At 67.6% G+C, this 22,364-nt stretch carries 22 protein-coding genes; 5 read left to right on the plus strand and 17 right to left on the minus strand.

The features are described from left to right. The first annotated feature begins 46 nt into the window (after window positions 1–46). From LMA02_RS25220 to LMA02_RS25235, 4 genes are all read left to right on the plus strand, one after another. Window positions 47–481 carry a universal stress protein gene (locus LMA02_RS25220; protein WP_228907965.1) on the plus strand — a complete coding sequence of 145 codons (435 nt, stop codon included), beginning with the start codon at window positions 47–49 and terminating at the stop codon, window positions 479–481. A gap of 669 nt (window positions 482–1,150) precedes the next feature. After that, window positions 1,151–1,399 (plus strand): adhesin, encoded by a 249-nt coding sequence (locus LMA02_RS25225; RefSeq protein WP_228907966.1) that lies wholly within the window; start codon window positions 1,151–1,153, stop codon window positions 1,397–1,399. A 411-nt stretch (window positions 1,400–1,810) separates the two neighbouring features. Continuing rightward, entirely contained in the window at window positions 1,811–3,097 is a 1,287-nt protein-coding gene (locus LMA02_RS25230; RefSeq protein WP_228907967.1) for an NRAMP family divalent metal transporter, read from the plus strand. A gap of 91 nt (window positions 3,098–3,188) precedes the next feature. Further along, window positions 3,189–4,442 (plus strand): DUF2252 family protein, encoded by a 1,254-nt coding sequence (locus tag LMA02_RS25235; RefSeq protein ID WP_416378681.1) that lies wholly within the window; start codon window positions 3,189–3,191, stop codon window positions 4,440–4,442. Between the two features lie 39 nt (window positions 4,443–4,481). Here the strand turns inward: LMA02_RS25235 and LMA02_RS25240 are convergent, their stop codons facing one another. From LMA02_RS25240 to LMA02_RS25310, 15 genes are all read right to left on the minus strand, one after another. After that, window positions 4,482–4,883, minus strand: a complete 402-nt coding sequence (locus tag LMA02_RS25240; RefSeq protein ID WP_228907969.1) for a PPC domain-containing DNA-binding protein — start codon at window positions 4,881–4,883, stop codon at window positions 4,482–4,484. 151 nt (window positions 4,884–5,034) lie between these two features. Continuing rightward, entirely contained in the window at window positions 5,035–6,435 is a 1,401-nt protein-coding gene (locus tag LMA02_RS25245) for an MFS transporter (RefSeq protein WP_166723284.1), read from the minus strand. A 29-nt stretch (window positions 6,436–6,464) separates the two neighbouring features. Beyond that, on the minus strand, window positions 6,465–7,709 hold the full coding sequence (locus LMA02_RS25250; protein WP_228907970.1) for an NAD(P)/FAD-dependent oxidoreductase: 1,245 nt from the start codon (window positions 7,707–7,709) through the stop codon (window positions 6,465–6,467). After that, window positions 7,706–8,668, minus strand: coding sequence for a VOC family protein (locus LMA02_RS25255; RefSeq protein ID WP_228907971.1), 963 nt, complete (start codon window positions 8,666–8,668; stop codon window positions 7,706–7,708). Before LMA02_RS25255 ends, LMA02_RS25250 begins: the two co-directional genes overlap by 4 nt. 18 nt (window positions 8,669–8,686) lie before the next feature. Further along, window positions 8,687–10,177 (minus strand): aldehyde dehydrogenase, encoded by a 1,491-nt coding sequence (locus tag LMA02_RS25260; protein WP_228907972.1) that lies wholly within the window; start codon window positions 10,175–10,177, stop codon window positions 8,687–8,689. Between the two features lie 106 nt (window positions 10,178–10,283). Continuing rightward, window positions 10,284–11,111, minus strand: coding sequence for an aspartate dehydrogenase (locus LMA02_RS25265; RefSeq protein WP_006758069.1), 828 nt, complete (start codon window positions 11,109–11,111; stop codon window positions 10,284–10,286). Beyond that, the gene (locus LMA02_RS25270) at window positions 11,104–12,771 is read right to left on the minus strand and encodes a thiamine pyrophosphate-binding protein (RefSeq protein ID WP_166723280.1); all 1,668 of its coding nucleotides are present in this window, start codon (window positions 12,769–12,771) and stop codon (window positions 11,104–11,106) included. The genes LMA02_RS25265 and LMA02_RS25270 overlap by 8 nt, the downstream gene beginning before the upstream one ends. Beyond that, complete coding sequence (locus LMA02_RS25275; RefSeq protein ID WP_228907973.1) at window positions 12,764–13,561, minus strand: SDR family oxidoreductase; 798 nt, start codon at window positions 13,559–13,561, stop codon at window positions 12,764–12,766. Before LMA02_RS25275 ends, LMA02_RS25270 begins: the two co-directional genes overlap by 8 nt. Then, window positions 13,558–14,415: an IclR family transcriptional regulator gene (locus tag LMA02_RS25280; RefSeq protein ID WP_228907974.1), complete on the minus strand. Its 858-nt coding sequence runs from the start codon at window positions 14,413–14,415 to the stop codon at window positions 13,558–13,560. Before LMA02_RS25280 ends, LMA02_RS25275 begins: the two co-directional genes overlap by 4 nt. Then, window positions 14,412–15,308 (minus strand): alpha/beta fold hydrolase, encoded by an 897-nt coding sequence (locus tag LMA02_RS25285; RefSeq protein WP_228907975.1) that lies wholly within the window; start codon window positions 15,306–15,308, stop codon window positions 14,412–14,414. The genes LMA02_RS25280 and LMA02_RS25285 overlap by 4 nt, the downstream gene beginning before the upstream one ends. Window positions 15,309–15,327: 19 nt before the next feature. Further along, on the minus strand, window positions 15,328–15,855 hold the full coding sequence (locus tag LMA02_RS25290) for a cupin domain-containing protein (protein WP_006751280.1): 528 nt from the start codon (window positions 15,853–15,855) through the stop codon (window positions 15,328–15,330). A gap of 44 nt (window positions 15,856–15,899) precedes the next feature. Beyond that, the gene (locus LMA02_RS25295; protein WP_228907976.1) at window positions 15,900–16,670 is read right to left on the minus strand and encodes an SDR family oxidoreductase; all 771 of its coding nucleotides are present in this window, start codon (window positions 16,668–16,670) and stop codon (window positions 15,900–15,902) included. Further along, on the minus strand, window positions 16,663–17,733 hold the full coding sequence (locus LMA02_RS25300) for an aromatic ring-hydroxylating oxygenase subunit alpha (protein WP_011659097.1): 1,071 nt from the start codon (window positions 17,731–17,733) through the stop codon (window positions 16,663–16,665). The genes LMA02_RS25295 and LMA02_RS25300 overlap by 8 nt, the downstream gene beginning before the upstream one ends. Before the next feature lie 54 nt (window positions 17,734–17,787). Then, window positions 17,788–18,099: a recombinase-like helix-turn-helix domain-containing protein gene (locus tag LMA02_RS25305; RefSeq protein WP_006758061.1), complete on the minus strand. Its 312-nt coding sequence runs from the start codon at window positions 18,097–18,099 to the stop codon at window positions 17,788–17,790. A 1-nt stretch (window position 18,100) separates the two neighbouring features. Beyond that, the gene (locus LMA02_RS25310; protein WP_006751284.1) at window positions 18,101–18,418 is read right to left on the minus strand and encodes a non-heme iron oxygenase ferredoxin subunit; all 318 of its coding nucleotides are present in this window, start codon (window positions 18,416–18,418) and stop codon (window positions 18,101–18,103) included. A gap of 448 nt (window positions 18,419–18,866) precedes the next feature. On the opposite strand from LMA02_RS25310, the gene LMA02_RS25315 reads away from it, so the two are divergent. Beyond that, complete coding sequence (locus LMA02_RS25315; protein ID WP_228907977.1) at window positions 18,867–19,946, plus strand: porin; 1,080 nt, start codon at window positions 18,867–18,869, stop codon at window positions 19,944–19,946. A gap of 102 nt (window positions 19,947–20,048) precedes the next feature. Here LMA02_RS25315 and LMA02_RS25320 read toward each other — a convergent pair whose 3' ends face one another. Further along, complete coding sequence (locus LMA02_RS25320) at window positions 20,049–20,993, minus strand: IclR family transcriptional regulator (RefSeq protein WP_228907978.1); 945 nt, start codon at window positions 20,991–20,993, stop codon at window positions 20,049–20,051. Window positions 20,994–21,262: 269 nt separating this feature from the next. Further along, the gene (locus tag LMA02_RS25325; protein ID WP_228907979.1) at window positions 21,263–21,937 is read right to left on the minus strand and encodes a S1 family peptidase; all 675 of its coding nucleotides are present in this window, start codon (window positions 21,935–21,937) and stop codon (window positions 21,263–21,265) included. Window positions 21,938–22,364 lie beyond the last annotated feature (427 nt).

A 22,364-nucleotide genomic window follows, 5' to 3' on the forward strand; every position in this document is an offset into this window, starting at 1 on the left:
CGGCGGCGCGCTACGCTGGAAACATCTCGATTCCGGAGCATCGTCCATGCTCAAGCTGCTGGTTCCTGTCGGTCATTCGCCCCGCTCGCTGCAGGCGGTCCGTCACGCGACCTTCCTGTATCGCGAACGCTGCGCGTCGGAGATCGTGCTGATCAACGTACAGCCGCCGCTCGAAGCGACGCGGCTCGAGGCGTTTCACCCGCTGTCGCGGCTGCGCTCGATCGAGGACAAGTTCGCGTGCGACGATCTGGCGATGGCCGAGCGGGTGCTGCGGGAAGCCGGAGTCCGGTACAGCGTCGTGAAGAAGGTCGGGCCGGTGGCCGACACGATCGCGGCCGTCGCGGCCGAGACGGGCTGCGACGAAATCGTCGTCGTCGCGCCGCGGCACGATCCGGTTCATACGATGCTGTCGATGTTCCGCCGCAGCGTGATGAGCCGGCTCGTGCGGATTTCGAATGTGCCGGTGACGGCGGTGCGATAAGCGGCTGATCGCGGCCGCGTCGCCGTCGTGTTGTGCGGCACCGTGCCGTCGACCTCGATGCGCACCGGCGCGACGTGGTCGTCATGGACCCGCTCAGGCGGGTCGTTTCATTGGAGTCGACGCGACGATGCGTCCAGCACGGTGCAAAGCCGTCGTGTGCCGTGTACCGATACTGCGACGCGCACACGTGCGCCGTCGCATAGCACCGACCTGCTTACTGGATGGCCTTGCGCCAGAACACGAGATAGGCCGCCACTGAAGACGCGCCCAGCAGGATGACCCACAACGGCGCCATGCTGATCAGGACCGAAGAGACGTTAAGCATTGGGATTCCTCACTATTTCGATAGCGATGTTCAACATGTACCGCTGCGTTCGGAACCGCTGCGCCCATCGCTTGCCGCGCATCGCGTTCCGCCAGAACATGCATTCATGCTATCGCTTCGCCCCGTAGCGCGACCGTCTCGCCCTGCCCGCACCCTGACATTCGTCAAACTCGCATCGATTGCGCGCCGGTCCGGCCAAACACCGCCCCTTTCCCCGCCGCGATGGGCAAAGACAGGACGCGATCACGTCGGCCAGCGGACATTTCAGCAGACGATTACCCGGGGAAGCCCCAATGCTTCGCACATCGTGTCCGCGTTACGCTTGAGCGACGAGGAGACGAATCATGAGACGAGTGGTACATATCGCTTTTTTCGCGCTGCTGGCCTACCTGATCGGCGATCGGGCGCTGCTGCATGCGCAAGGCCGCGACGCCAGTCCGATGGCGTGCTCGCAAGGCGCCGAGCAGGTGAAATACGACGCGCTCAGCCGCGGCTTCGGCAACGCGGCAGCCAGCAGCCAGAGCGAGGCATTCATGTCCGGCTGCCTCGTGAGCGGGCGCGGCAATCAGGATGCCGCGATCGCGGCGCGTTGAGATCGAACAGGCGCCGCCGTGTCGGCTGCGCCCGTGTCGCGCCGCGTGGCCGGGAGCGGTCGCGACCGGCGCTTTCCGTCCTTGGTGCTCCGCGCGACCGGCCCTGACCTGCCGGTAGCCGGCAATACGCCGTCAATGCCGCGCTCGACGAATCGATGAGCGGCCCGCGCGACACTTCAAGCAAGTCCATCCCTTAGCGGCCGGGGCAAAATCGACTGCCAACGCCCATCGATATCCCAATTCGGATGCGCCCGTTCACGCACGCGCCGTCCACCCAACTTCCCCTATCCTCGCTGCCCGCGCGCCGCCGGTAGCGGCTTTCCGCTGCGCTGGGCTGCGCGACCGAAACCCATTCCGCCCGGGCACGCCGATTGCGGCTTCCCTGTCCTTCCTCACGGGGCCGCCGCCAACATGAACGACCAAGAGTCCATCGATTCCGCACAACCTCGTCCGTCCGCGACGACGTGGCTCCGGCGCCTCGGACCGGGCCTCGTCACCGGCGCCGCCGACGACGATCCTTCCGGCATCGGTACCTATTCGCAGGCGGGCGCACAGTTCGGCTTCGAACTGCTCTGGTCGCTGCTGCTGACCTATCCGCTGATGACGGCCATCCAGCTGGTCAGCGCGCGCATCGGCCGCGTGACGGGCAAGGGCCTTGCGTCGAACATGCGCACGCACTATCCGCCGTGGCTGCTCTATGGCACCGTCGCGCTGCTGACCATTGCGAACGTGATCAACATCGCGGCCGACCTGTCGGCGATGGGCGCGGCGGTCAAGTTGCTGCTGCACGGCCCGCAAGAGCTTTATGTCGTCTGCCTGGGCGGCGTGTCGGTCGTGCTGCAGATTTTCGTGCCATACGACCGCTATGCCCGCCTCCTCAAATGGACCGCGCTGACCCTGCTCGCCTATGTCGCCGTCGCGCTGATCGTGCCCGTCCCGTGGCGCGAGGTCGGCCGTGCGATCGTGCTGCCGCATATCCAGTTGAACGCCGCCTACCTGACGACGATCATCGCCGTGCTCGGCACCACGATCAGCCCTTATCTGTTTTTCTGGCAGGCCTCGCAGGAAGTCGAGGAATTGCGCGCGGCGCCGAACCAGCAACCGCTGCGAAGCATGCCGCACCAGGCGCCCGCGCAGTTGCGGCGGATCAGCGTCGATACCTGGGTCGGCATGGGCGTGTCGAACATCATCGCGTTCTTCATCACGCTGACGGCGGCGGCGACGCTGCACATGCATCACATCGACGTGAAGACGTCGGCGGATGCCGCACGGGCACTCGAGCCCGTCGCCGGGCACTTCGCGTACGTGTTGTTCGCGCTCGGGATCATCGGCACCGGCCTGCTGGCGCTGCCGGTTCTCGCGGGATCCGCCGCCTATGCGGCCGCGGGCACCTTTCGCTGGCGCAACAGTCTCGCGTTGCGGCTGGGTGTCGCGCCCGAGTTCTACGCCGTGATCGCATTGGCGATCATCGGCGGCGTCGCGATCACGTTCATGCATTTCGACCCGATCCGGGCGCTCTACTGGAGTGCGGTCATCAACGGCGTGACGGCCGTGCCGATCATGTTCGTGATGATGCTGATGGCCGGCAGCAGGCGCATCATGGGCGAATTCGCCGTCAGGGGCGTGCTGGCATGGGGCGGCTGGCTCGCGACGCTCGCGATGGTGATCGCGGCGATGGGCGTGTTCGTGCCGGGCTGAATCACACCGCCGCACCGCCCTGCCGGCGCTTCGCATCGCCGGATCAACCGGCATCGCGCGGTGCATGTGCACCGCAAACGCATGCCGCCGGATGGAAGGAGGACGCATCGTGACGAAGAAAACCGCCGGATCGGCACGGCTGCCGACCTGCGACCAGCGCGCGCACATTCTCGCCAACCTGCGCAGCCGCAAGATGGCGCGCTCGATACACACCTATACGCGCGGCAGCGCCGAGCGCTTCTACGCATGGCTGGCGGACCATCGATCCGGCACCTTGCCCGACGGTCCCGCGATATGGATCGGCGGCGATTGCCATCTCGGCAATCTGGGGCCCGTCGCGTCGAAGACGGGTGAAGTCGCCGTGCAGATTCGCGATCTCGACCAGAGCGTGATCGGCAATCCGGTCCACGATGTGCTGCGCCTGGGGTTCTCGCTCGCCACCGCGGCACGCAGCTCCGATCTGCCCGGCATCATCACGTGGCGGATGATCGAGGCGCTCATCGACGGATACGAGCAGGCGTTCGACAGCCGGCGCCGCGACGAACTCAGCCACATGCAACGCCCGACCGAGGTGAAGATCGCGATGAAGGCGGCGCTGCATCGCTCGTGGCGGAAACTCGACCGGCAGACGATCAGGAACACCACGCCGCACATCCCGTTGGGCAAACGCTTCTGGCCGCTGTCGGAACGGGAGCGGCGCGCCATCCACACCCTGTTCGAATCCGCACCGGTTTCGACGATCAGCGCCGCGCTCAGCCGCGCGGCACGCAGCGACGCCAGCATGAAGGTGCTCGACGCCGCCTTTTGGGTGAAGGGCTGCAGCTCGCTGGGCCGGCGCCGCTTCGCGGTGATGCTCGATATCGACGATGCGTGTTCCGATGGCCATCCGCCCTACCTGATCGACATCAAGGAAGCCACGGCCGCCAAGGCGCCGAAACAACCGGGGGTGCGCATGCCGCGCGATGCCGCACAACGGGTGCTCGAAGGCGCGCGGCACGTGTCGCCGATGCTGGGAAGCCGGATGTGCGCGGCGCGCCTCGACGGGCGCTCCGTCGTCATGCGCGAATTGATGCCGCAGGATCTGAAACTGGACGCGGAACGGCTGTCGGAGGCTGACGCGGTGAAAGTCGCACGATACCTTGCGCTGGTGGTCGGCCGCGCGCATGCCGCACAGATGGACAACACGACGCAACGCGCGTGGCGCGCCGAGTTGCGTCGCCAGCGTCCGAAGACCCTCGACGCGCCTTCATGGCTGTGGCAAAGCATCATCGAACTGATGGCCGCGCATGAACAAGCGTATCTCGAGCATTGCCGGCGCCATGTGCTCGGCAAGGCCGTCCGCTGAATCGACGCACCGGTCGTGCGCCGCGAACGATCCGCGCGATCAGCCGCTCTGCGGGCGAATCACCAGCTCGTTGAATCCGGTGCCCGCATCGGGTTCACGCGAGAAACGATACGCGGGCAACAGCACGAGCAGTATCTCGGCGGTCGTACGCACCACGCAGCCGCTCGCGACGTGCCCGCCCGATACGCGGCCTTGCGCGTCGGAAACCGACATGTGCAGGTGCGCCCCGTCCGGCGAGACCGAACCGGCCAGCGTCAGGATTTCGAGGTCGCCGCGCAGTTCGGTCGGCGAGTCGACGCCGGCAAAGCGCAACTGCGCGACGTTCAGGCTGCCGATGCCCTGGATCACGAATGCGGCGTGTGCGCCCAGCCCGCGCAACGCGTGCTCGATGGCGGCGCGCAGATCGTCGCCGGGGGAAAGACGCAGAGGATGGGCTTGCATGGTCGATCACCTGCTGGTGGAGGCGTGGGTTTCGACAAAGCGTACGTTCGACCAGGCAATCCGGCAAGCCGCCTCGCGCGAAAACGAACAAGGCCCGGACATCGTCCGGGCCTTCGGTATCAGCCGTGGCAGCCGTTGCAGCCGGCCGCGCTTATGCTTCCAGCGCCTCCAGCACCTTGCCCTTCGTCTCGATCCCGACGAAGTGGACGGTCAGCGCCGCGATCAGCGGCACAATGCCGATCAGGTAGAACGCCGGCGCGAGGTTGCCGCCGATGATCGCGTGCGGCACGATCATCGGCGCGGCGAACGATGCGATCTTCAGCCATGCGCTGCCGAGCCCGCAGCCGGACGCGCGGATGCTCGTCGGATACTGCTCCGGCGTATAGACGTACGCCGTGATGAAGCCCGATGCCATCAGCCCCAGCGACAGCGAGCAGAAGATCGCGACGACATACACCGACGATGCGTGATAGACGCCCGCAAGCGCCAGCGACAGCGCGCACAGCACGAACGACCAGACGATCACCGGCTTGCGGCCGAGCTTGTCGACGAGCAGCGCCGACGCGAGCGAACCGAGCACGCCCATCACCGAGCCGATCACCGCGAGATTCAGCGCGAGCTGCAGCGGCGCATGATAGAAGTTCTTGTAGATCGTCGGCAGCCACGTGGACAGACCATACTGGATGAACCCGCAGGTCGCCCACAGCGTCGCCACCGCGAGCGTGCGCTTGCGATACGCGGCGCTGAACAGGTCGCTCATCCGGCGCTTCGGATGCTGGCGCACCATCTCGTCGAACGCGGCCGCCTGGGTGGCCGGCGGCAGCTCGCCGCGCACCGACGCTTCGAACACGCCGACCGCACGCCCCGCTTCCGCGAGCCGCCCGCGCGACGCGAGCCAGCGCGGCGATTCCGGCACGAGGCGCGTGAGCACCAGCGCGAGGATCAGCGGCAGCCCGCCGACGAAGTACATGATTTCCCAGCCGAACCGCGGCACGAGCCACGCGCCGAGCGCCATCGACACCAGCAGGCCGATCGGGAACACGATCTCGTACAGCAGCACGAAACGGCCGCGGCCGTGCGCACGCGTGATCTCGTTGATGTAGGTCGCGGCGACCGGCAGCTCGCCGCCCAGCCCGAGCCCCTGCAGGATCCGCAGCAGCACGAAGATCTCGAACGTCGGCGCGAAGCCGCACGCGATGCTGGTGACGCCGATCACGGCGGAACTCCACGCGATCGCCTTCACGCGGCCATGCTTCTCCGCGAGCGCGGGAAACAGGAACGCGCCGATCAGCTGGCCGATCGCGCCGGACGCGATCAGCATGCCGATCTGCGTCGGCGACAGCCCCCACTTGTGAATCAGCAAAGGCAGCGTCGCCGCGATCGTGATCACGTCGAAGCCGTCGAAGAACGTCGCGGTGCCGATCAGCACGCGCGCGCGAATCTGCATCGCGTTGGCCGGAAGCCGCTCGAGCCGCGCGATGATCGCGCCGGGCGTGGAGGCGGCAGCTTCCATCGTGGCCCTGCCGGCCACGACGTTGTCGAAAGTGCTCATGCGGGGAGTCTCCTGGATCGTTTCGCCGGTCAGGCAAGCGCTTTGGTCGTGTCCGCCAGGGCTTCCGTATCCACTGCCCGGCCCTGGTTCATCCACTTGCGTGCGAGCTTCAGCTCGCGTGCGTTGTTGATGGCGATGACACCTCTCACATGTCCATCGCCCAAGAAAAACAGCGTCGCGCGGCGCGCGGCGAGATCGCCGCGCACGACGAGCTGCGCATCGGCCGGCAGATCGCCGAGGATCTGCAGGTTCACGTCGTACTGATCGGACCAGAACCACGGAATTTCCGCATACGGCGCACGCACGCCGAGCACGGCCTTCGCGGCCGCGATCGCCTGGTTCTGCGCGTTCGCCCACGATTCGAGCCGCACGCGCCGCTTCAGCCAGCCGTTGTGATGGTTCGCGACGTCGCCGCACGCGAAGATCGCCGGGTCGCTGGTCGCGCCGAATTCGTCGACGACGATGCCGTCGTCGAGCGCCAGCCCCGCGTCGCTCGCGAGCGACGCGTTCAGCGCGAGGCCGATGCCGGCCACCGCGAAATCGGCGTCGATCGTCGTGCCGTCGGCCAGCGTCGCGCGCACCTTCGATGCGTCGTCCGGCTGCGCGTCGAGCGATGCGAGCGCCGCGCCGAGACGCACGTCGACACCGTTCGCGCGATGCAGGTCGAGCAGGAAGTCCGACACGATCTGCGGCACCGAGCGCCCGCACAGACGCGGCGCGCCTTCGACGACGACGGCCTCGACACCGAGCTTGCGCGCGGTCGCCGCGACCTCGAGGCCGATCCAGCCGCCGCCGATCACGAGCACGCGCCGGCTCGCACGCAGCTTCTCGCCGAGCGCGGCCGCTTCGTCAAGCGTGCGCAGGTAGTGCAGGTTCGACGTCTTGACGATCGCATCGGGCAAGCGGCGCGACGTGCCGCCGGTCGCGATCACGAGGCGGTCGTACTCGATCTCGCGACCGCTTTCGGTTTTCACCACGCGGCGCGCACGGTCGATCGACGCCGCGCGTTCCGGCTGCCATGCCTCGACGTTCAGCGTGTCGAATTCGTCCGGGCGCACGACGCGCACGGTCTCGATATCGGCTTCGCCGGCCAGCACGGCCTTCGACAGCGGCGGACGCTCGTACGGCAGGTGCGGCTCGTCGGCGATCATCACGAGGCGGCCCGCGAACCCTTCCGCGCGCAGCGTCTTCAGCACCCAGCCGGCGGCCTGGCCGCCGCCGATCACGACGACCGTACCGGGCGCGGGCTGCTCCTGTGTGTTCGCTTCGGTCATGATTTGCGCTCCGTCATGAACTTGCCTTCCGGCGCCTTCGCGTTCTTCTGCCGGCGCGTGTTGCCGTCGAGGCCGCCGTCAACGGCCCATTCGGCGAACACGGTCGGGCCCGGTTCGAATTCGCGCGGCTGCCATTCCGGTGTCAGCACGTCTTCATCCGCGTAATACTCGATCAGCGCGCCGGCCGGATTCTGGAAGTACCAGAAGTACGCGGACGACACCGGGTGACGCCCCGGGCCGAGCTGCGTTTCCCAGCCGCAGCGATCGATGTGCATGCCGCCGCCGAACACTTCATGGATGTCGCGCACGGTGAACGCGACGTGGTTCAGGCCGCGCTTGCCATTCGGCAGCGCGAGCAGGAACAGGTCGTGGTGACCGCCGTGCGGCGCGCAGCGCATGAACGCGCCGCGGCCCGGATAGCGGTCCGACGTCTCGAAGCCGAGCAGCTCGTGATAGAACTTTTCCTGCGCGTCGAGGCAGTTCGTGAAGAACACGACGTGCCCGACCTCGACCGGCTCGGCGCGCGCATAGATCGGGCTCGGCTGGTCGACGCGCGCCGTCTGGCCCCACACGTTCGACGGCGAGCCGGTGATGTCGAGCGCGCGCTTGCGCGTCACCTCGATGCGGATCGCCATCCCGTTCGGATCGATGCAGCCCACCGCATCGTCCTGTGCGTAATAGCCGGGCTGGCCGGCCAGCTTCGTGCGCAGCGCGTCGAGTTCCTGCCGCGTCGCGACGCCCCACGTGACTTCACGCAGCGTCGGCCCCACTTCGAACGCGGGCGGCAGCGACGGATCGTCGGCCTTCACGACCAGCACGGTGCAGCCGTTCATCGTCTCGAAACGTGCGCGCGTGTCGTCGTGCGCGACTTCCTTCAGCCCCCAGTCGGCGAAAAAGCGCCGGCACGTCGCGAGGTCGTCGACACCGTACGTGATCTGCTCGATACCCAAGATGCTCATTGCGTCATTCCCCTTCGCTCAGTTCGCCCACGGCAGCGGCGCGTCGTTCAAGCCCCAGTAGAGGCTCTTCTGCTGCATGTACTCGCGGATCCCGAGACGTCCCTTCTCGCGGCCCATCCCGCTCTCCTTCCAGCCCGAGAACGGCGTGGAGATCGAGAACAGCTTGTATGTGTTGATCCACACGGTGCCCGTCTCGAGCGCGCGCGCGATGCGCCAGGCGCGCTTGTAGTCGCGCGTCCAGATGCCGGCGGCGAGGCCGAACACGCTGTCGTTCGCCTGCGCGATCAGCGACGCTTCGTCGTCGAACGGCATCGCGACGAGCACCGGCCCGAAGATTTCTTCCTGGCAGATGCGGGCGCCGTTCGGCAAGCCTTCGAGAATCGTCGGCTGGTAGAAGAAGCCGTCCTCCCGCCCGTCGCCGGACGGCCGCTCGCCGCCGCACAGCAGGCGCCCGCCTTCTTCCAGCCCGAGCGCGACGTAGCGCTCCACCGATTCGCGATGCTTCGCGCTGATCAGCGGGCCCATCTGCGTGTCGGGCCGCGTCGGGTCGCCCACGCGCAGCTTGCGTGCGCCGGCGACCAGCCGCTGCATGAATTCGTCGTACACCGCGCGCTGCACGAACAGCCGCGAACCCGCGATGCAGGCCTCGCCCGACGAGCTGAAGATGCCGTACAGCACGCCGTTCACCGCGTGATCGAGATCCGCGTCGTCGCACACGATCGTCGGCGACTTGCCGCCGAGTTCCAGCGACACGGGCATCAGCTTTTCCGCCGCGATGCGCGCGATGCCGCGGCCCACTTCGGTGCCGCCGGTAAACGACACCTTCTTCACGAGCGGATGACGGACCAGCACGTCGCCGATCACCGAGCCCTTGCCCGGCAGCACGCTCAGCACGCCCTTCGGCACGCCGGCCTCCTCGCAGATGCGAGCCAGCGCGAGCGACACGAGCGGCGTGACTTCGGCCGGCTTGAGCACCACCGCGTTGCCGCCGGCGAGCGCCGGGGCCAGCTTCTGCGCGTCGGACGCGATCGGCGAGTTCCACGGCGTGATCGCCGCGATCACGCCGATCGGCTCGTGCACGCTCATCGTCAGGTAGTCGCCGCGTGACGGCGTCAGTTCCTCGTCGAGCGTCTCGAGGCATGCCGCGAAATAGCGGAACGTGTTGGCCGCGCTCGCGACCAGCACGCGCGTCTCGCCGATCGGCTTGCCGTTGTCGCGGCGCTGCAGGTTCGCGAGTGCCTCGTGACGCTGCATGATCAGGTCGGCGATCCGGTACAGCACCAGCGCGCGCTGGTGCGGCTTGAGTCCGGCCCAGTCGGCGCGACGCCATGCGGCGTCCGCGGCCACGACGGCGTCGGCAGCGTCTTGCGCGTTCGCCGTCGATACTTCCAGGTTCAGCGACTGGTCGGCCGGATAGATGCTCGTGTAAGGCGTGCCGCGGCCGCGCCGCCACTCGCCGCCGATCAGGATGTCGCCGTTGGGTACGAGGCTCGTATCGAATGGAGTCATGTCACAAGTCCCACAAATCTGTCTCTGCCAGCCGCCCGCGCCGTGGCGCAGGCGGCCGTTCTATGGCCCGAATGGCCCGAATGACCGGAATGGCCGCGTCGTCCGCTCAGATCACGCAGCGGGCCGCGCGGTTGCGCAGCGCGCGGATCGCGCAGTACGCGGTCAACGCGGACGTCTTCGGGTTGTCGGGTAACGGCTTGCCGCTCATTTCGAGCGACATCTCGCCGAATGCGCCGCGTGCGGTGATGCGGTGCACGTTGCGCGTGACGGCCGGATCGGCGATCAGGCGCACGCGCGTCGCGTCGAGGCCGAGGCCCGCGAGCGCGACGGTTGCCGCGACGTTCGCGTTCTTCGGATACAGCCGCGCGGCGTCGCGTGCGGTGCCTTCGAAGATCACCTTCTCCTCGGTCATCGCACGCAGGTCGCACAATTCCTCGGCGGGTGTGCCGAGCCAGCCGAGCGGCGGCTTGCGGCCGACGTACAGCACCTCGTCGAGGCCGCCCTGCTTCGCCGACGCCAGCGCGTCGATCCCGCCGATCGCGCCGGACAACAGCGTCAGCGTCGCGTCGCCTTCGTCGGCGGCCTGCGACAGCACGTCGAGCAGCGCGAGATCGGACAACGCGCCGATCGACGCGACCGCGCAGTCGGTGCCGGCCTTCAGCAGCGGCACGACGTGATCGACGAGCGCGCTGTGACCCGCGCATTCGAGCGCGAACTCGGGACGGCGGGCCAGCGCGTGGACCGACGACACGACCTCAACCGCACCGCCGAGCTCACGCTGCACCGCGTCGCGCTGGTGCTCCGGCACGATCACGTGCGCGACGCGCAACGATGCATCGTGCTCGACCGCGTGATACACGGCCGCACCGATCGCGCCGAAGCCGATCATCGCGACGTCGACGGGCGCATGCCCGTGTGCGTGTCCGTTACGCATATTGCCGCTCCGACGGCTCTTCCTTCTTCACCGGCGGGCCCGCGAAGTTCGATGCGAACGCGCCGACCGACAGCATGTCGACCTCGACCATCACCGGGCCTTCCTTCGCGATCCCTTCGCGCACGATCGCTTCGGCCTGGTCGAGCGACGTGATCCGGTAGTGCGTGAGGCCGAAGCTCGCGCAGAACTGCGCGAAATCGGGTTGGTGCAGCTGCACGAAGCAGCGGCGGCCGCCGTACTGCGCGTCCTGGATGTTGCGGATCACGCCGTAGCACTGGTCGTTCATCAGCACGATCATCACGTTCGCGTTTTCCTGCACGGCCGTCACGAGCTCGCCGACGTTGACCATCAGGCCGCCGTCGCCGACCAGGCAGACCGTCTTCGCGGCCGAGCCGGCCAGCGCCGCGCCGATGCCCATCTGGATGCCCTGGCCGATGCCGCCGCCGAGCGCATGCACGCCCGCGCGCGGTTCGAAGATCTTCAGCAGGCGGTTGCCCCACGTGCTGTTCGAGATCGTCACGTCGCGCACCCAGTTGTAGTCGCGGCCGACCGCCCCTTGCAGCGTGTCGACGAGCTTCTTGTAGGGCCCAAGGCCTTCCGCCACGCTGGCGACGGCCTGCTCGCGCGCCGCCGCGAGATCAAGCGCGAATTGCGGATCGACAGACAGGCGGCCTTCGAGGCGATCGGCCAACTCGGCCAGCACGCGCTTCGAGTCGCCATGCACGAACAGCTCGTTGCGATAGCCGCGGTTGTCGGCGAGCGCATCGGCGTCGACGCGGAACAGCGGCTGCGGCAGCGCGAGCTTGTACTTCAGCGTCTCGTTGCCGCGCAGGCGCGAGCCGACCACGACGAGCGCGTCGCAGGTCTTGTAGAACGCCTCGACGGACGCATGCACGTTGAACGCACCGAGCGTCGCCGGGTGATCTTCCGGCAGCACGCCGCGGCCCTGCACGCTCGTCACGACGCCAAAGCCGAGCTTCACCAGGCGTTCGACTTCCGCCCGCGCATGGCGCGCACCGCCGCCGAGCCACAGCAGCGGACGGCGCTTGGCCGCCAACGCGTCGGCGAGCTTCGCGACGCGTGCGTCGTCGTGCTCGCGCACCGCGACGTGCGCCGGCGCGAGGTCTTCCGGCCATTCGATTTCGGCGGCCTGGATGTCGATCGGAATCTCGACCGACACGGGGCCGGTCGGCGCGGTCTGCGCGATACGCACCGCTTCGCGGATCGTCGGCAGCACGGTTTCGACGGTGCGCACGCGGAACGCGGCCTTCGAGATCGCGTCGAGCATCGTGAGCTGGTCCGGCGCTTCGTGGATGTAGGCCAGATCCTGGTCGAGGTACGGCGTCTCGATCTGCCCCGTGATGTGCAGCAGCGCGGTGCCTGCCGTCAGCGCCTCGACCATCGCGCCGGCCGCGTTGCCCGCCGCCGTGCCGGTGCTCGTGAACGCGACGCCGAGGCCGCCCGACACGCGGGCCAGGCCGTCGGCCATGTTCACCGCGCCCGCTTCACCGCGCGCGCCGACATACCGGATGTTGCCGCGCGAGTTGATCGCGTCGAGGATCGGCATGTTGTGGATCGAGATGACACCGAATGCGGTTTTGACGTCGCACTGCTCGAGAAAGGCGGCAATCAGCTCGCCAACCGTGGTTTTTTTAGACATGGCGTGCAAAGCCTCCAGAAACGTCGATATGGCTGCCCGTCGTGTAGGACGACAGATGCGTTGCGAGATAAAAAAGTGCCCAGGCTGCCTCGTCGGGCTTGCCGAAGCGGTTCAGCGGAATGTTCTTCTTACGGGCGAGCGCGCCCGTCCAGTCTTCCCAGCTTTCGCCGGCCTGCGCCTGCGTGTCGTAGCGGCGGCGCCACTGACCCGACTCGACGATGCCGATCAGGATCGAGTTCACGCGGATGCGCTGCGGCGCCAGTTCGGTCGCGAGCGACTTCACGAGGCTCAGCACGCCCGCACGCGCCGACGACGTCGCGACCATGTGCGGCTCCGGCTGCAGCGCGAGCAGCGAGTTCACGCAGGTGATCGTCGGTGCCTGCGCGTCGCGCAGCAGCGGCAGGAACGCGCGCGTCGGGCGGATGATGCTGAAGTACTTCAGTTCGAGCTCTTCGCGCCATGCGTCGTCGGTCGTGTCGGCGAAGGTCGACACGCGGCCCTGGCCCGCGTTGTTGACCAGCATGTCGGCGCGGCCGAAGCGGTCGGACACGGCCTGCGCGAACGCGGCCACGTCGGCTTCGTCGAGCACGTTGCAACGCACGGCGAGCAGTTGCGCGCCCGGGTATTTCTCGCCGAGCGCCGCTTCGGCGCGCGCGAGGCGTTCGCCGTCGCGGCCGCAAATCGCGACCGACGCGCCGGCCTGCAGGAACCGTTCGGCAGTCGCGAGGCCGATGCCGGACGAACCGCCCGTCACCACCGCCACCTGCCCGGTCAGATCGATCGCAATCATCGGAGTCCTAAAGCCTTCAGAAACGTGTGCTCGTCATCCGAGCGGTAATTGAGCCGCCGCGACAGTTCCGCCGCCGCGCGCTGCACCTTGTCGAACAGGCCGTCGGCGATCAGCGCCGCGTCGATTTCCGGCCGCGGCACCGTCACCGTGATGCACGCGACGATCTTCTGCGTGTCGTTGCGCACCGGCGCCGTGACCACCGAGATACCGCGCTCGAACGACGAATTGCTGATGCCGTAGCCGCGCAGCGCATCCTCGCGGATCACTTCGTACAGCGCGTCGACCGTTTCCGGCGTCGCGCTCGTCATCCGGCTCAGCGTGCCTTCCGGATACAGCGCCCGCAGCTCCTTCAGCGACAGGTCGCCCATCAGCACGTGGCCGTGGGTCGTCGCATGCGCGGGCAGCCGCGTGCCGACGTTCACGCGAATCGCGCTGAACCCCGGCGACTGGCACTGCGCCTTCGCGACGAACACCACGTCGCGGCCGTCGCGGATCACGATGTGCGTCGTGAAGCCGGTCGCGTCGCGCAGGCTCTCGATCACCGGCAGACCGAGATCGGTCAACTCCAGCGAGCTCAGGTATTCGAAGCCGAGCCGCAGCACGGCGATGCCGAGCTTGTAGTTGCGGTCCTTGTCCGCCCGCTCGAGAAAGCCGAGCGATTCGAGCGTCTGCAGCAGACGGAACACCGTCGTGCGCGGAATGCCGAGGCGCTTGGACAGCTCCGGCGCGCCGAGCACCGGCTCGCGCGGCGAGAATTCGGCGAGGATCCGCAGGCCGCGTTCGAGGCCCGGCACCACGTAGCCGGCGTCGGCCTTGGTGCTCTCGGATTCTGGTTGTTGCAGCGGTTCGCTCATGCCATACCTCGCTGCGTGTCGCACTGACGGCAGAACGCGTCGATGAGCGACGAATAGACGGCCGGCGCTTCCACGTAGCCGGCATGGCCGGCCTGCGGAATCACCTGCAGCTCGACCTGCGCGGCCGCGGCGATCCGCTCGCACGCGGCGGGCGGCGTGATCGCGTCGTTCGCGCCGACGGCCACGGCCGTGCGGCCGCGAAAGCCGGCGAGATCGGTCGCGAGATCGGCGTTCGCGAGCAGATGCGTGGCCTGTGCATAGCCGGCCGGCACGATGCGCGCCATGTTCCAGCGCACCCACGCACGCGCATCCTCGCTCGCAAAACCCGACAGCATGTTGCCGCTGCGCTGCTCGGCGAGCCCGGCCGGACCGAGTGCCTCGAGCATCGCGAGGCGCGCGTCGCGGCGCGTGTCGCGCGTTTCGGCGGGCGCGCGGCCGTAGCCGCCCGCGGGCGAGATCAGCAGCAGGCCAGCGATCCGCGCGGGCATCAGGCGGGACAAGCCGCCCGCGATGATCGCGCCGAGCGAATGCCCGACCAGCACGCAGCGTTCGATGCCGAGTGCCTCGAGCCACGCGTTCAGCGACGCCGCGTAATCGGCGGCGGTCGGCGACGCGCCGTGCACCGGGGTCGACACGCCGTAGCCGGGCGCATCCCACGCAAGCACGCGTCGCGACGCGCCGAGCGTGTCGAGCTGGCACACCCACGATGCGGCGCCCGAGCCGATCCCGTGCAGCAGCACGACGGGCAGCGCGTGGCCCGCATGCTGCGCGCCGGCCTCGCGATAACCGATCGTGCCCGCCGCGCCGGCCGCGCAGCGCTGTTCGGGAAATTGCCCGAGCAGCGCGGCGAACGCCGCGGTGCGGTCGCGTTCACGTTTGTCGATGACACTCATTGCTTGGCTCCGCCCCGTCTCAGCGCTTGATCTTCGCGAGCGGCGAATCCGGCGGATAGGTCGGCGTGATGGGCTTCGCCGAACCGAGCATCACGCACATCAGCGCGTCTTCCTCGCCGATGTTGATTTCCGTGCGGTACACGCCCGGCGGCACCGAGATCAGGTCGCGCTCGCCGAGGATCGCTTCCCAGGTCTCGCCGTCGCGCTCGCAGATCACCTTCATCTTGCCGCGCAGCACGAAGAAGATTTCCTCGACGTCGGTGTGGATGTGGCTCGGGCCGATGTTGCCGGCCGGGATGACCATCGTCGAAAACGTGAAGTTGCCGGCCGGCACCGTGTTGACGTCCTTCGCGACGCCCGTGCCGCCCGTGCCGACGTAGCGCATCTGCGCACGGCGGTACTTCGGGTCGTAGTCGGCCTGGAACTTCAGCGCGTCCCAGTCGTAGCGCCGCGTCGCGTAGCGCGCGACGCGCCCTTCCATCCAGTCGCCGAAGCTTGCGTCATCCGGCTGGTCCCACGACTTGCGTTCGAGATCTGCATCCGCCATCGTCCTCTCCTTCATTCAGAGTGAAAACTTCAATTCAATTCAAATCAATTCATTACGAAGCCGCCGTTCACCGGCAGCAGCTGACCCGTCACGAAGCGCGCGCCGTCCGACAGCAGGAACAGCACGGGGCCCGTCACGTCGTCGGGCATCTGCGCGCGCGTCAGCGCGCGGCCCTGCATGTAGAACGCATGCCGTTCGGCCGGCACGTAGGCCGTCGCCTCGACTTCGGTGAGCCCCGGCGCGATCGCGTTGACCGTCACGCCGTGCGCGCCGAACTCGCGTGCCTGCGCATGCGTCATCGCGATCACGGCGCCCTTGCTGGCGACGTACGCGAGCAGCTTCGGCGCGCCCCACAGCGCGGTGTCCGACGCGAGGTTCACGATCGCGCCGCGGCCCGAGCGCGCGAGGTGCGGCAGCGCCGCATTGCTGACGAGCCACACGCCGCGCACGTTCACGTTCATCACGGCATCCCAGGTCGGCACGTCGAGTTCCGTCGACAGCCTGCCGCCCGAGTTCGTGATCGCCGCGTTGTTGATCAGCGCGTCGATGCCGCCGAGCGCCGCCGCGCCCTGCGCGACGAATGCGTCGACGCTCGCCGGATCGGCCAGGTCGAGCGCGAAGAAATGCGCGGTGTGGCCGGCTTGTGTGAGCTGCGCGGCCAGCGCGCGGCCCTCTTCGGCGAGCACGTCGCCGAACGCGACCTGCGCGCCCGCTGCGACCAGCGCCTTCACGAACGCCGCGCCGAGACCGCGGGCGCCGCCGGTGACGAGCACGCGGCGCCCCGGCAGCGACACGACCGGAGCGAACTCAGCCATTCGCGGGCTCCGCCGCGGCGTGTGCCGCACGGTGCGCGTCGAGCGCGGACAGGTGTTCCTGCGCGCGCTGGCGCAGCATCCGGCGCACGCGCGTGATGCCGACGTCGTGCTGGTACAGGTATTCGTGATCGCGTGCATGCGGCGCGAGGCTTTCGAGGACGTAGCGGTCCTGCTCGAGCACGTCCCAGTGCAGGCCCTCGAGGCGGTTGCGGTACATGAAGCGCCACACGTCGCGCTGCCAGCCGCTGACCTTGCGGGTGCGCCAGAAGTAGACCTGGCAGTTGTCGCCGTCGACCGGCGTCGCGAAGCCGATGATCCCGAAGTTGCCGCCCGGGCCGAACTTCTGCTTGTACGGAATCGCGAGGCGCATCCACAGGCAGCCGGTTTCGCCGAGCTCGACCCAGTCGAAGTTCACGTCGCGCTGGCCGACCTTCTCGAACATCAGGCCCGTTTCCGTCTTGCGCACGCGCATGTCGGCCTGCTTGTCGCCTTCAGCCATCGAGTGCGACGTCGCGTGCAGGTACGCGCCGTGCATCGGGTCCATCACGTTGTCGATCGCGTACTGGTAATTGCACTTCCAGTTCGACACGCACAGGAAGTGGCCGTACTCGGCGTCGACCAGTTCTTCCGGCAGATTCAGCGGCGCCGGCTCGCCGTGCGCTTCGTCGCCGAACCACAGGAAGATCGCGCCGGCCTTCTCCTCGACCGGATACGACTTCACGCACTTCATCCCTTCGAGCGGACAGTTCGACACGGCCGGCACGCGGTTGACCGTGCCGCCGCCGTCGATTTCGACGCCGTGATACCAGCAGGCAATGTTGCCGCCGAGGTTCCAGCCGAGCGACAGGCGCGCGCCGCGGTGCGGGCAGCGATCCTCCAGCGCGTGGACCTTGCCCTCGTGATCACGCCACAGCACGATCTGCTCGGACAGGCGCGTGAGGCCGACGGGCGCGTTCGACACCTGCCAGCTCGGGGCGACGGGATACCAGTAGTTCTTGATGCCGCGGTCGAGGTAGGCGCGGACCGGGTCGTGTTGGACTTCGTGTTGTGCGGGGGACGTCATCAGTGTGCTCCGGATGCGGTTGTCGTCGGGTCGGCGGTCACGCGGCTCGCGCGCTCATTCCGCCAGCGAGGCCATTTCGGCGCGGAAGCGCTCAGGTGTCCATGCCGTGCCGTCCGGCGCACGGAAGCCGATGCGGTTCAGGCCCGCGACGACATCGTCCAGCTCGGTCGCGCCGCTCTCGAACACGCGTTCGAGCGCATCGCCGAGATCGTTCTCGTACTGGGTCGGCGCGGCCTTGCGGTTCTGCCAGACCTGGTTCTCGACCTGGCCGGGGATCTCGATCTGCCCCTTGCCGGCGACGTTGTTCGGCTGCGGCGCCACCCACGGCTTCAGGAAGGGATTGAAGTTGACGGTCGCTTCTTTCATGTCATTCCACCTTGATCTGGATTTCCTCGCCGGCCAGGCGCACCGCGTACTGCTTCAGCGCGCGCCCGCCCGGGCCCTTCAGGCATTCGCCCGTCTTGATGTCGAACACGGCCTCGTGCAGCGGGCATTCGACCGTGCCCTCGTCGACGAAGCCCTGCGTCAGCAACGCATAGGCATGCGGGCACACGTTCTCGAGCGCATACACCTCGTCACCGACGCGGTAGATCCCGATTTCGACGCCGTCGGTCCGCTTGAACTCGATCGGCGCGTCTTCCGACAGCGCGCCGGCGTGCCCGGCGCAAATCCATTGTTCAGACATCTCAAACCTTCCTTCTGATCGACTCTCGGTTCGCTCCGGAATTGTTCCATATCCGGAACAGCAGTTTATGGATGGTGATTATAGGAGCGACTTTCCGCGAGCAAAACAAAAAGCTGCATGTCCTAGGGAAAACACTGACCGTTGAGTCGGCGATCTCCGCCGCAACGTGCGTCAAATGTAATTTTGTGTTTGTTGGCGGGTATTTAAGTCCGTTTTTCTGGATTCTCGAACCCGTGTTGCGGATCACCCTCATCTCCATCCGGCCCGATAAATTTATTTTTGATATGGCGCACGACACCTCTATACTCCATTCCATCAGAGGCACGTTGTTCCTTATATGGAACATAAAGAATGCCCGCCCCGGTGGCAGAAACGCGCGACGGCCGGCCGTCCCCGCGCCCGCCGCCACGGCATGTTTTCCGTCAGGTTTGGAGAGTCAGGAGATCAAATGGTCAAGCAAGCGGTAGCAGCAGCAGTCATCGGAATGAGCGCCGTGTCCGGCGCGTGGGCGCAGAGCAGCGTGGTGCTGTACGGCAGCATGGATGCCGGCGTCGCGTACGTGAACAACGTCGGCGGCCATGCGAAGTGGGCAATGATCCAGGGCAACACGCAGCCCGACCGGTGGGGCCTGAAAGGCAAGGAAGACCTCGGCGGCGGCCTGTCGGCGATCTTCCAGCTGGAAAACGGCTTCTATACGAACAACGGTCAGTTCGCGACCGCGAACACGATCTGGAACCGCGCGGCGTTCGTCGGGCTCAGCTCGGAGCGCTTCGGCACGCTGACGCTCGGCCGCCAGACGCCGCTGACGTTCGACTATCTCGATCCGCTCAGCACCGCGTACCTCGCGATGAGCTGGTATGCGTTCCATCCCGGCAACATCGACGGGCTCGCCGCGACCGGCAACGTGCCGTACAACAACGCGGTCAAGTACCGTTCGCCGAGCTTCGGCGGCTTCTCGGCCGCAGCGACGATGGCGCTCGGCAACACGACGAACTTCTCGACCGGCAAGTCGGTCGGCGTCGCGCTGAACTATGCGAACGGGCCGTTCAAGGCGTCAGCCGTGTACTCGAACGAGCACGACCGCTCGATCCTGATCAGCCAGACGGGGATCACGTCGTTCCAGGGACAAAACACCGCGAACGGCTACCTGGCGAACAAGGTCGAGAACATCGGCGCGGGCGCGTCGTACCAGATCGGCGACTTCCTCGTGCACGGCCTCTACACGCGCGTGAAGATGCAGTCGAACGGGTTTTCCGACACGTTCCAGAGCTACGACGCGGGCGTGAACTATCGCAGCAGCGCGTTCAACACGATTGCCGGCGGTGCGGCGACGACGACGCTGGCCGGCCGCCGCTGGACGCAGGTCGAGCTCGGCGATATCTATTCGCTGTCCAAGCGCACGCAGCTCTATGCAAACGTGCTGTTCGAGCACGGCTCGGGCGGTGCGAAGGCCGCGTTCTTCACGGCCGGCACGTCGAGCACCGCGAACCAGGTGGTCGTGCTGACCGGCATTCATCACTCGTTCTGAGCGGCGACGGGCGCACGCGCCCGATGACGAAAACGAAAAGAGCAGCCCTTGGGCTGCTCTTTTTTTGCTGGCAAAGCCGCGTGACGCGGCCTGCTCGACGGGTCAGAACATCGCGACCCGGTGGCGCGCGTGCGCGAACGTCGGGTCGCTTTCGAGCGGCCGGTAGTTCAGGCGCTGCGACAGGTCGACCGCCGCGCCGCATACCGCTTCGACGAGCCGCTCCTTCTCGCCGGCCTCGCCGATTTCCGAGCGCGGCACCGTCGCCGTGATGGCCGAGACGATCGCGCCCGAATGGTCGCGCACGGGCGCGGTCACCGCCGAGATGCCGCTCTCGAACGCGGCCTCGCTGACCGCGTAACCGAGCCGCGCGTAATGACGCACGCGCTCATACAATTCGTCGACGGAGCCCGGCGTGCGCTCGGTGAACTGCTCGAGCCGCTTTTCCGGATACAGCTGACGCAACGCGTCGCGCGTGAGGTCGCCCATCAGCACGTGGCCGTGCACGGTCGCATGCGCGGGCAGCCGCGTGCCGACGTGCACCTTCACCGAACCGAACATCGACGTGTTGCTCTGGGCCTTCGCGACGAACACGACATCCCGCTGGTCGCGGATCAGCAGGTGCGTCGACAGGCCCGTCGCGTCGCGCAGCCGTTCGAGCACGGGCGCGCCGAGGTCGGTCAGTTCCAGCGAATTCAGGTATTCGAAGCCGAGCCGCATCACGCCGACACCGAGCCGGAAATAGCGGTCGCCGTTCACGCGCTCGAGAAAGCCGAGCGCTTCGAGCGTCTGCAGCAGACGGAAGGTGGTCGTGCGCGGGATGCCGATGCGCTTGGACAGCTCGGGCGCGCCAAGCACCGGCTCGCGCGCGGAGAATTCGGCGAGGATCCGCAGCCCGCGTTCGAGGCCTGGAACCAGATACGACGACGCGCCGCCGGACGCTTCGTCGTCGCCCGCGCCCGGCTTCGACGCGTCGTGGTCGACGTCGTCGCTGGCTGTCGCGCGCGGCGCGCTTGCCGGCTTCGCCGGCGATTTCGGTGCACCGCTCATCGTTGGATTGACCCTGTGCACATGGACGGAATGGAAGCGTTCACGAAAGACCCGCAATGCTTGATTATGGATTTTCGACCGGACCGGATCAACACGATCCGGCGCAGGCGGCCGACGGCTCGGTGCGCCCGACCGGACAGCCGGACTGTCATATAGCCTGATGCGATCGAAAGAATAACAGTGATAGACAGGACTGCCCACCGGAACGTCGTCGGGTGCGGCGGCGACAGGCGATCAGCTCGATGACGCGCGGGATGGGCAGGCGCTCGTCACCCGCCGCACAGGATCCCGACCTGCAGCGTCGCGGCGCGTGTCGCATGCGGCTGCAGCGGTTCGAGTTGCGGCGCGTCGGTTTCTTCATACGGAATGCCGTTTGCGTGCAGGAAGGTCTTGACGGCGTCGACCGGCACCGCGATCACGTAACGCGCGGCATCGGCGCGCGTCGCGATCGCGCGCGGGTCGCCGGCCGATACGTCGGCGCGGTCCGTAACGATGCCGATCACGCGGCCCGCTTGATCGAGCACGGCCGCGCCGCTTGCGCCGTGCGTCGCCGGCAACAGCAGCGTGAGATCGTCGGCGCGCGCCGCACCGGGCCGCGTCATTCCGTTGAAAACCGCCGTCGCGCGGTCGGGCATCCGGCGCAGCGCGTCATAGCCGGCCGCGAAGACGAGTTGCGCGCCGCCGCCCGGCGGCGTATGCGCGAACGCGGCGGCAAGCAACGGCCGCAGCGCGCTGCCGACGACCGCGAGATCGTGGTCGGTGCCGAGCACCTTGATCCGCGCTCGTGCGACGCGCGCGTCCTTGATCACGAACAGGCTCCGACATTCGGCGACGACGTGCCTTGCGGTCAGTACATCGCCGGCGTCGTTGATGAAGATGCCGGTAGCGTTCACGTCGAGGGTGGTGGCGTCGAGGTGTGTGGGCGCCGTTGTCGGCACTGGCACGGGTGCTGGCACGGGTGCTGGTGCTGGTGCTGGTGCTGGTGCTGGTGCTGGTGCTGGTGCTGGTGCTGGTGCTGGTGCTGGTGCTGGTGCTGGTGCTGGTGCTGGTGCTGGTGCTGGTGCTGGTGCTGGTGCTGGTGCTGGTGCTGGTGCTGGTGCTGGTGCTGGTGCTGGTGCTGGTGCAGGTGCTGGTGCTGGTATCGGTGCTGGTATCGGTGCCGGTATCGGTGCCGGTATCGGCACGGGCGCGGGCGGTAATGCCGGTGCCGGTGCGGATAAGGACGTGGGTGTGGATGCCGCGAGCAGCGCGGCCGGTTCAGCCCCGGCGGCCGGCGGCAACGGCGATCCGGCAGCCAACGCGAGCGCTACCGCCATGCGCACGACGCCCGGCATGCCGACCTGCCGCGCCCAAACGGCGACGCCCGCCCAT

This window comes from Burkholderia sp. B21-005, from assembly GCF_020843965.1.
Lineage (GTDB): Bacteria > Pseudomonadota > Gammaproteobacteria > Burkholderiales > Burkholderiaceae > Burkholderia > Burkholderia ambifaria.

Bases quoted from the DNA above. Each gene is read 5' to 3' on its own strand.
- LMA02_RS25220 (WP_228907965.1), top strand. From the start codon at position 47: ATGCTCAAGCTGCTGGTTCCTGTCGGTCATTCGCCCCGCTCGCTGCAG.
- LMA02_RS25225 (WP_228907966.1), top strand. From the start codon at position 1,151: ATGAGACGAGTGGTACATATCGCTTTTTTCGCGCTGCTGGCCTACCTG.
- LMA02_RS25230 (WP_228907967.1), top strand. From the start codon at position 1,811: ATGAACGACCAAGAGTCCATCGATTCCGCACAACCTCGTCCGTCCGCG.
- LMA02_RS25235 (WP_416378681.1), top strand. From the start codon at position 3,189: ATGGAAGGAGGACGCATCGTGACGAAGAAAACCGCCGGATCGGCACGG.
- LMA02_RS25240 (WP_228907969.1), bottom strand. From the start codon at position 4,883: ATGCAAGCCCATCCTCTGCGTCTTTCCCCCGGCGACGATCTGCGCGCC.
- LMA02_RS25245 (WP_166723284.1), bottom strand. From the start codon at position 6,435: ATGAGCACTTTCGACAACGTCGTGGCCGGCAGGGCCACGATGGAAGCT.
- LMA02_RS25250 (WP_228907970.1), bottom strand. From the start codon at position 7,709: ATGACCGAAGCGAACACACAGGAGCAGCCCGCGCCCGGTACGGTCGTC.
- LMA02_RS25255 (WP_228907971.1), bottom strand. From the start codon at position 8,668: ATGAGCATCTTGGGTATCGAGCAGATCACGTACGGTGTCGACGACCTC.
- LMA02_RS25260 (WP_228907972.1), bottom strand. From the start codon at position 10,177: ATGACTCCATTCGATACGAGCCTCGTACCCAACGGCGACATCCTGATC.
- LMA02_RS25265 (WP_006758069.1), bottom strand. From the start codon at position 11,111: ATGCGTAACGGACACGCACACGGGCATGCGCCCGTCGACGTCGCGATG.
- LMA02_RS25270 (WP_166723280.1), bottom strand. From the start codon at position 12,771: ATGTCTAAAAAAACCACGGTTGGCGAGCTGATTGCCGCCTTTCTCGAG.
- LMA02_RS25275 (WP_228907973.1), bottom strand. From the start codon at position 13,561: ATGATTGCGATCGATCTGACCGGGCAGGTGGCGGTGGTGACGGGCGGT.
- LMA02_RS25280 (WP_228907974.1), bottom strand. From the start codon at position 14,415: ATGAGCGAACCGCTGCAACAACCAGAATCCGAGAGCACCAAGGCCGAC.
- LMA02_RS25285 (WP_228907975.1), bottom strand. From the start codon at position 15,308: ATGAGTGTCATCGACAAACGTGAACGCGACCGCACCGCGGCGTTCGCC.
- LMA02_RS25290 (WP_006751280.1), bottom strand. From the start codon at position 15,855: ATGGCGGATGCAGATCTCGAACGCAAGTCGTGGGACCAGCCGGATGAC.
- LMA02_RS25295 (WP_228907976.1), bottom strand. From the start codon at position 16,670: ATGGCTGAGTTCGCTCCGGTCGTGTCGCTGCCGGGGCGCCGCGTGCTC.
- LMA02_RS25300 (WP_011659097.1), bottom strand. From the start codon at position 17,733: ATGACGTCCCCCGCACAACACGAAGTCCAACACGACCCGGTCCGCGCC.
- LMA02_RS25305 (WP_006758061.1), bottom strand. From the start codon at position 18,099: ATGAAAGAAGCGACCGTCAACTTCAATCCCTTCCTGAAGCCGTGGGTG.
- LMA02_RS25310 (WP_006751284.1), bottom strand. From the start codon at position 18,418: ATGTCTGAACAATGGATTTGCGCCGGGCACGCCGGCGCGCTGTCGGAA.
- LMA02_RS25315 (WP_228907977.1), top strand. From the start codon at position 18,867: ATGGTCAAGCAAGCGGTAGCAGCAGCAGTCATCGGAATGAGCGCCGTG.
- LMA02_RS25320 (WP_228907978.1), bottom strand. From the start codon at position 20,993: ATGAGCGGTGCACCGAAATCGCCGGCGAAGCCGGCAAGCGCGCCGCGC.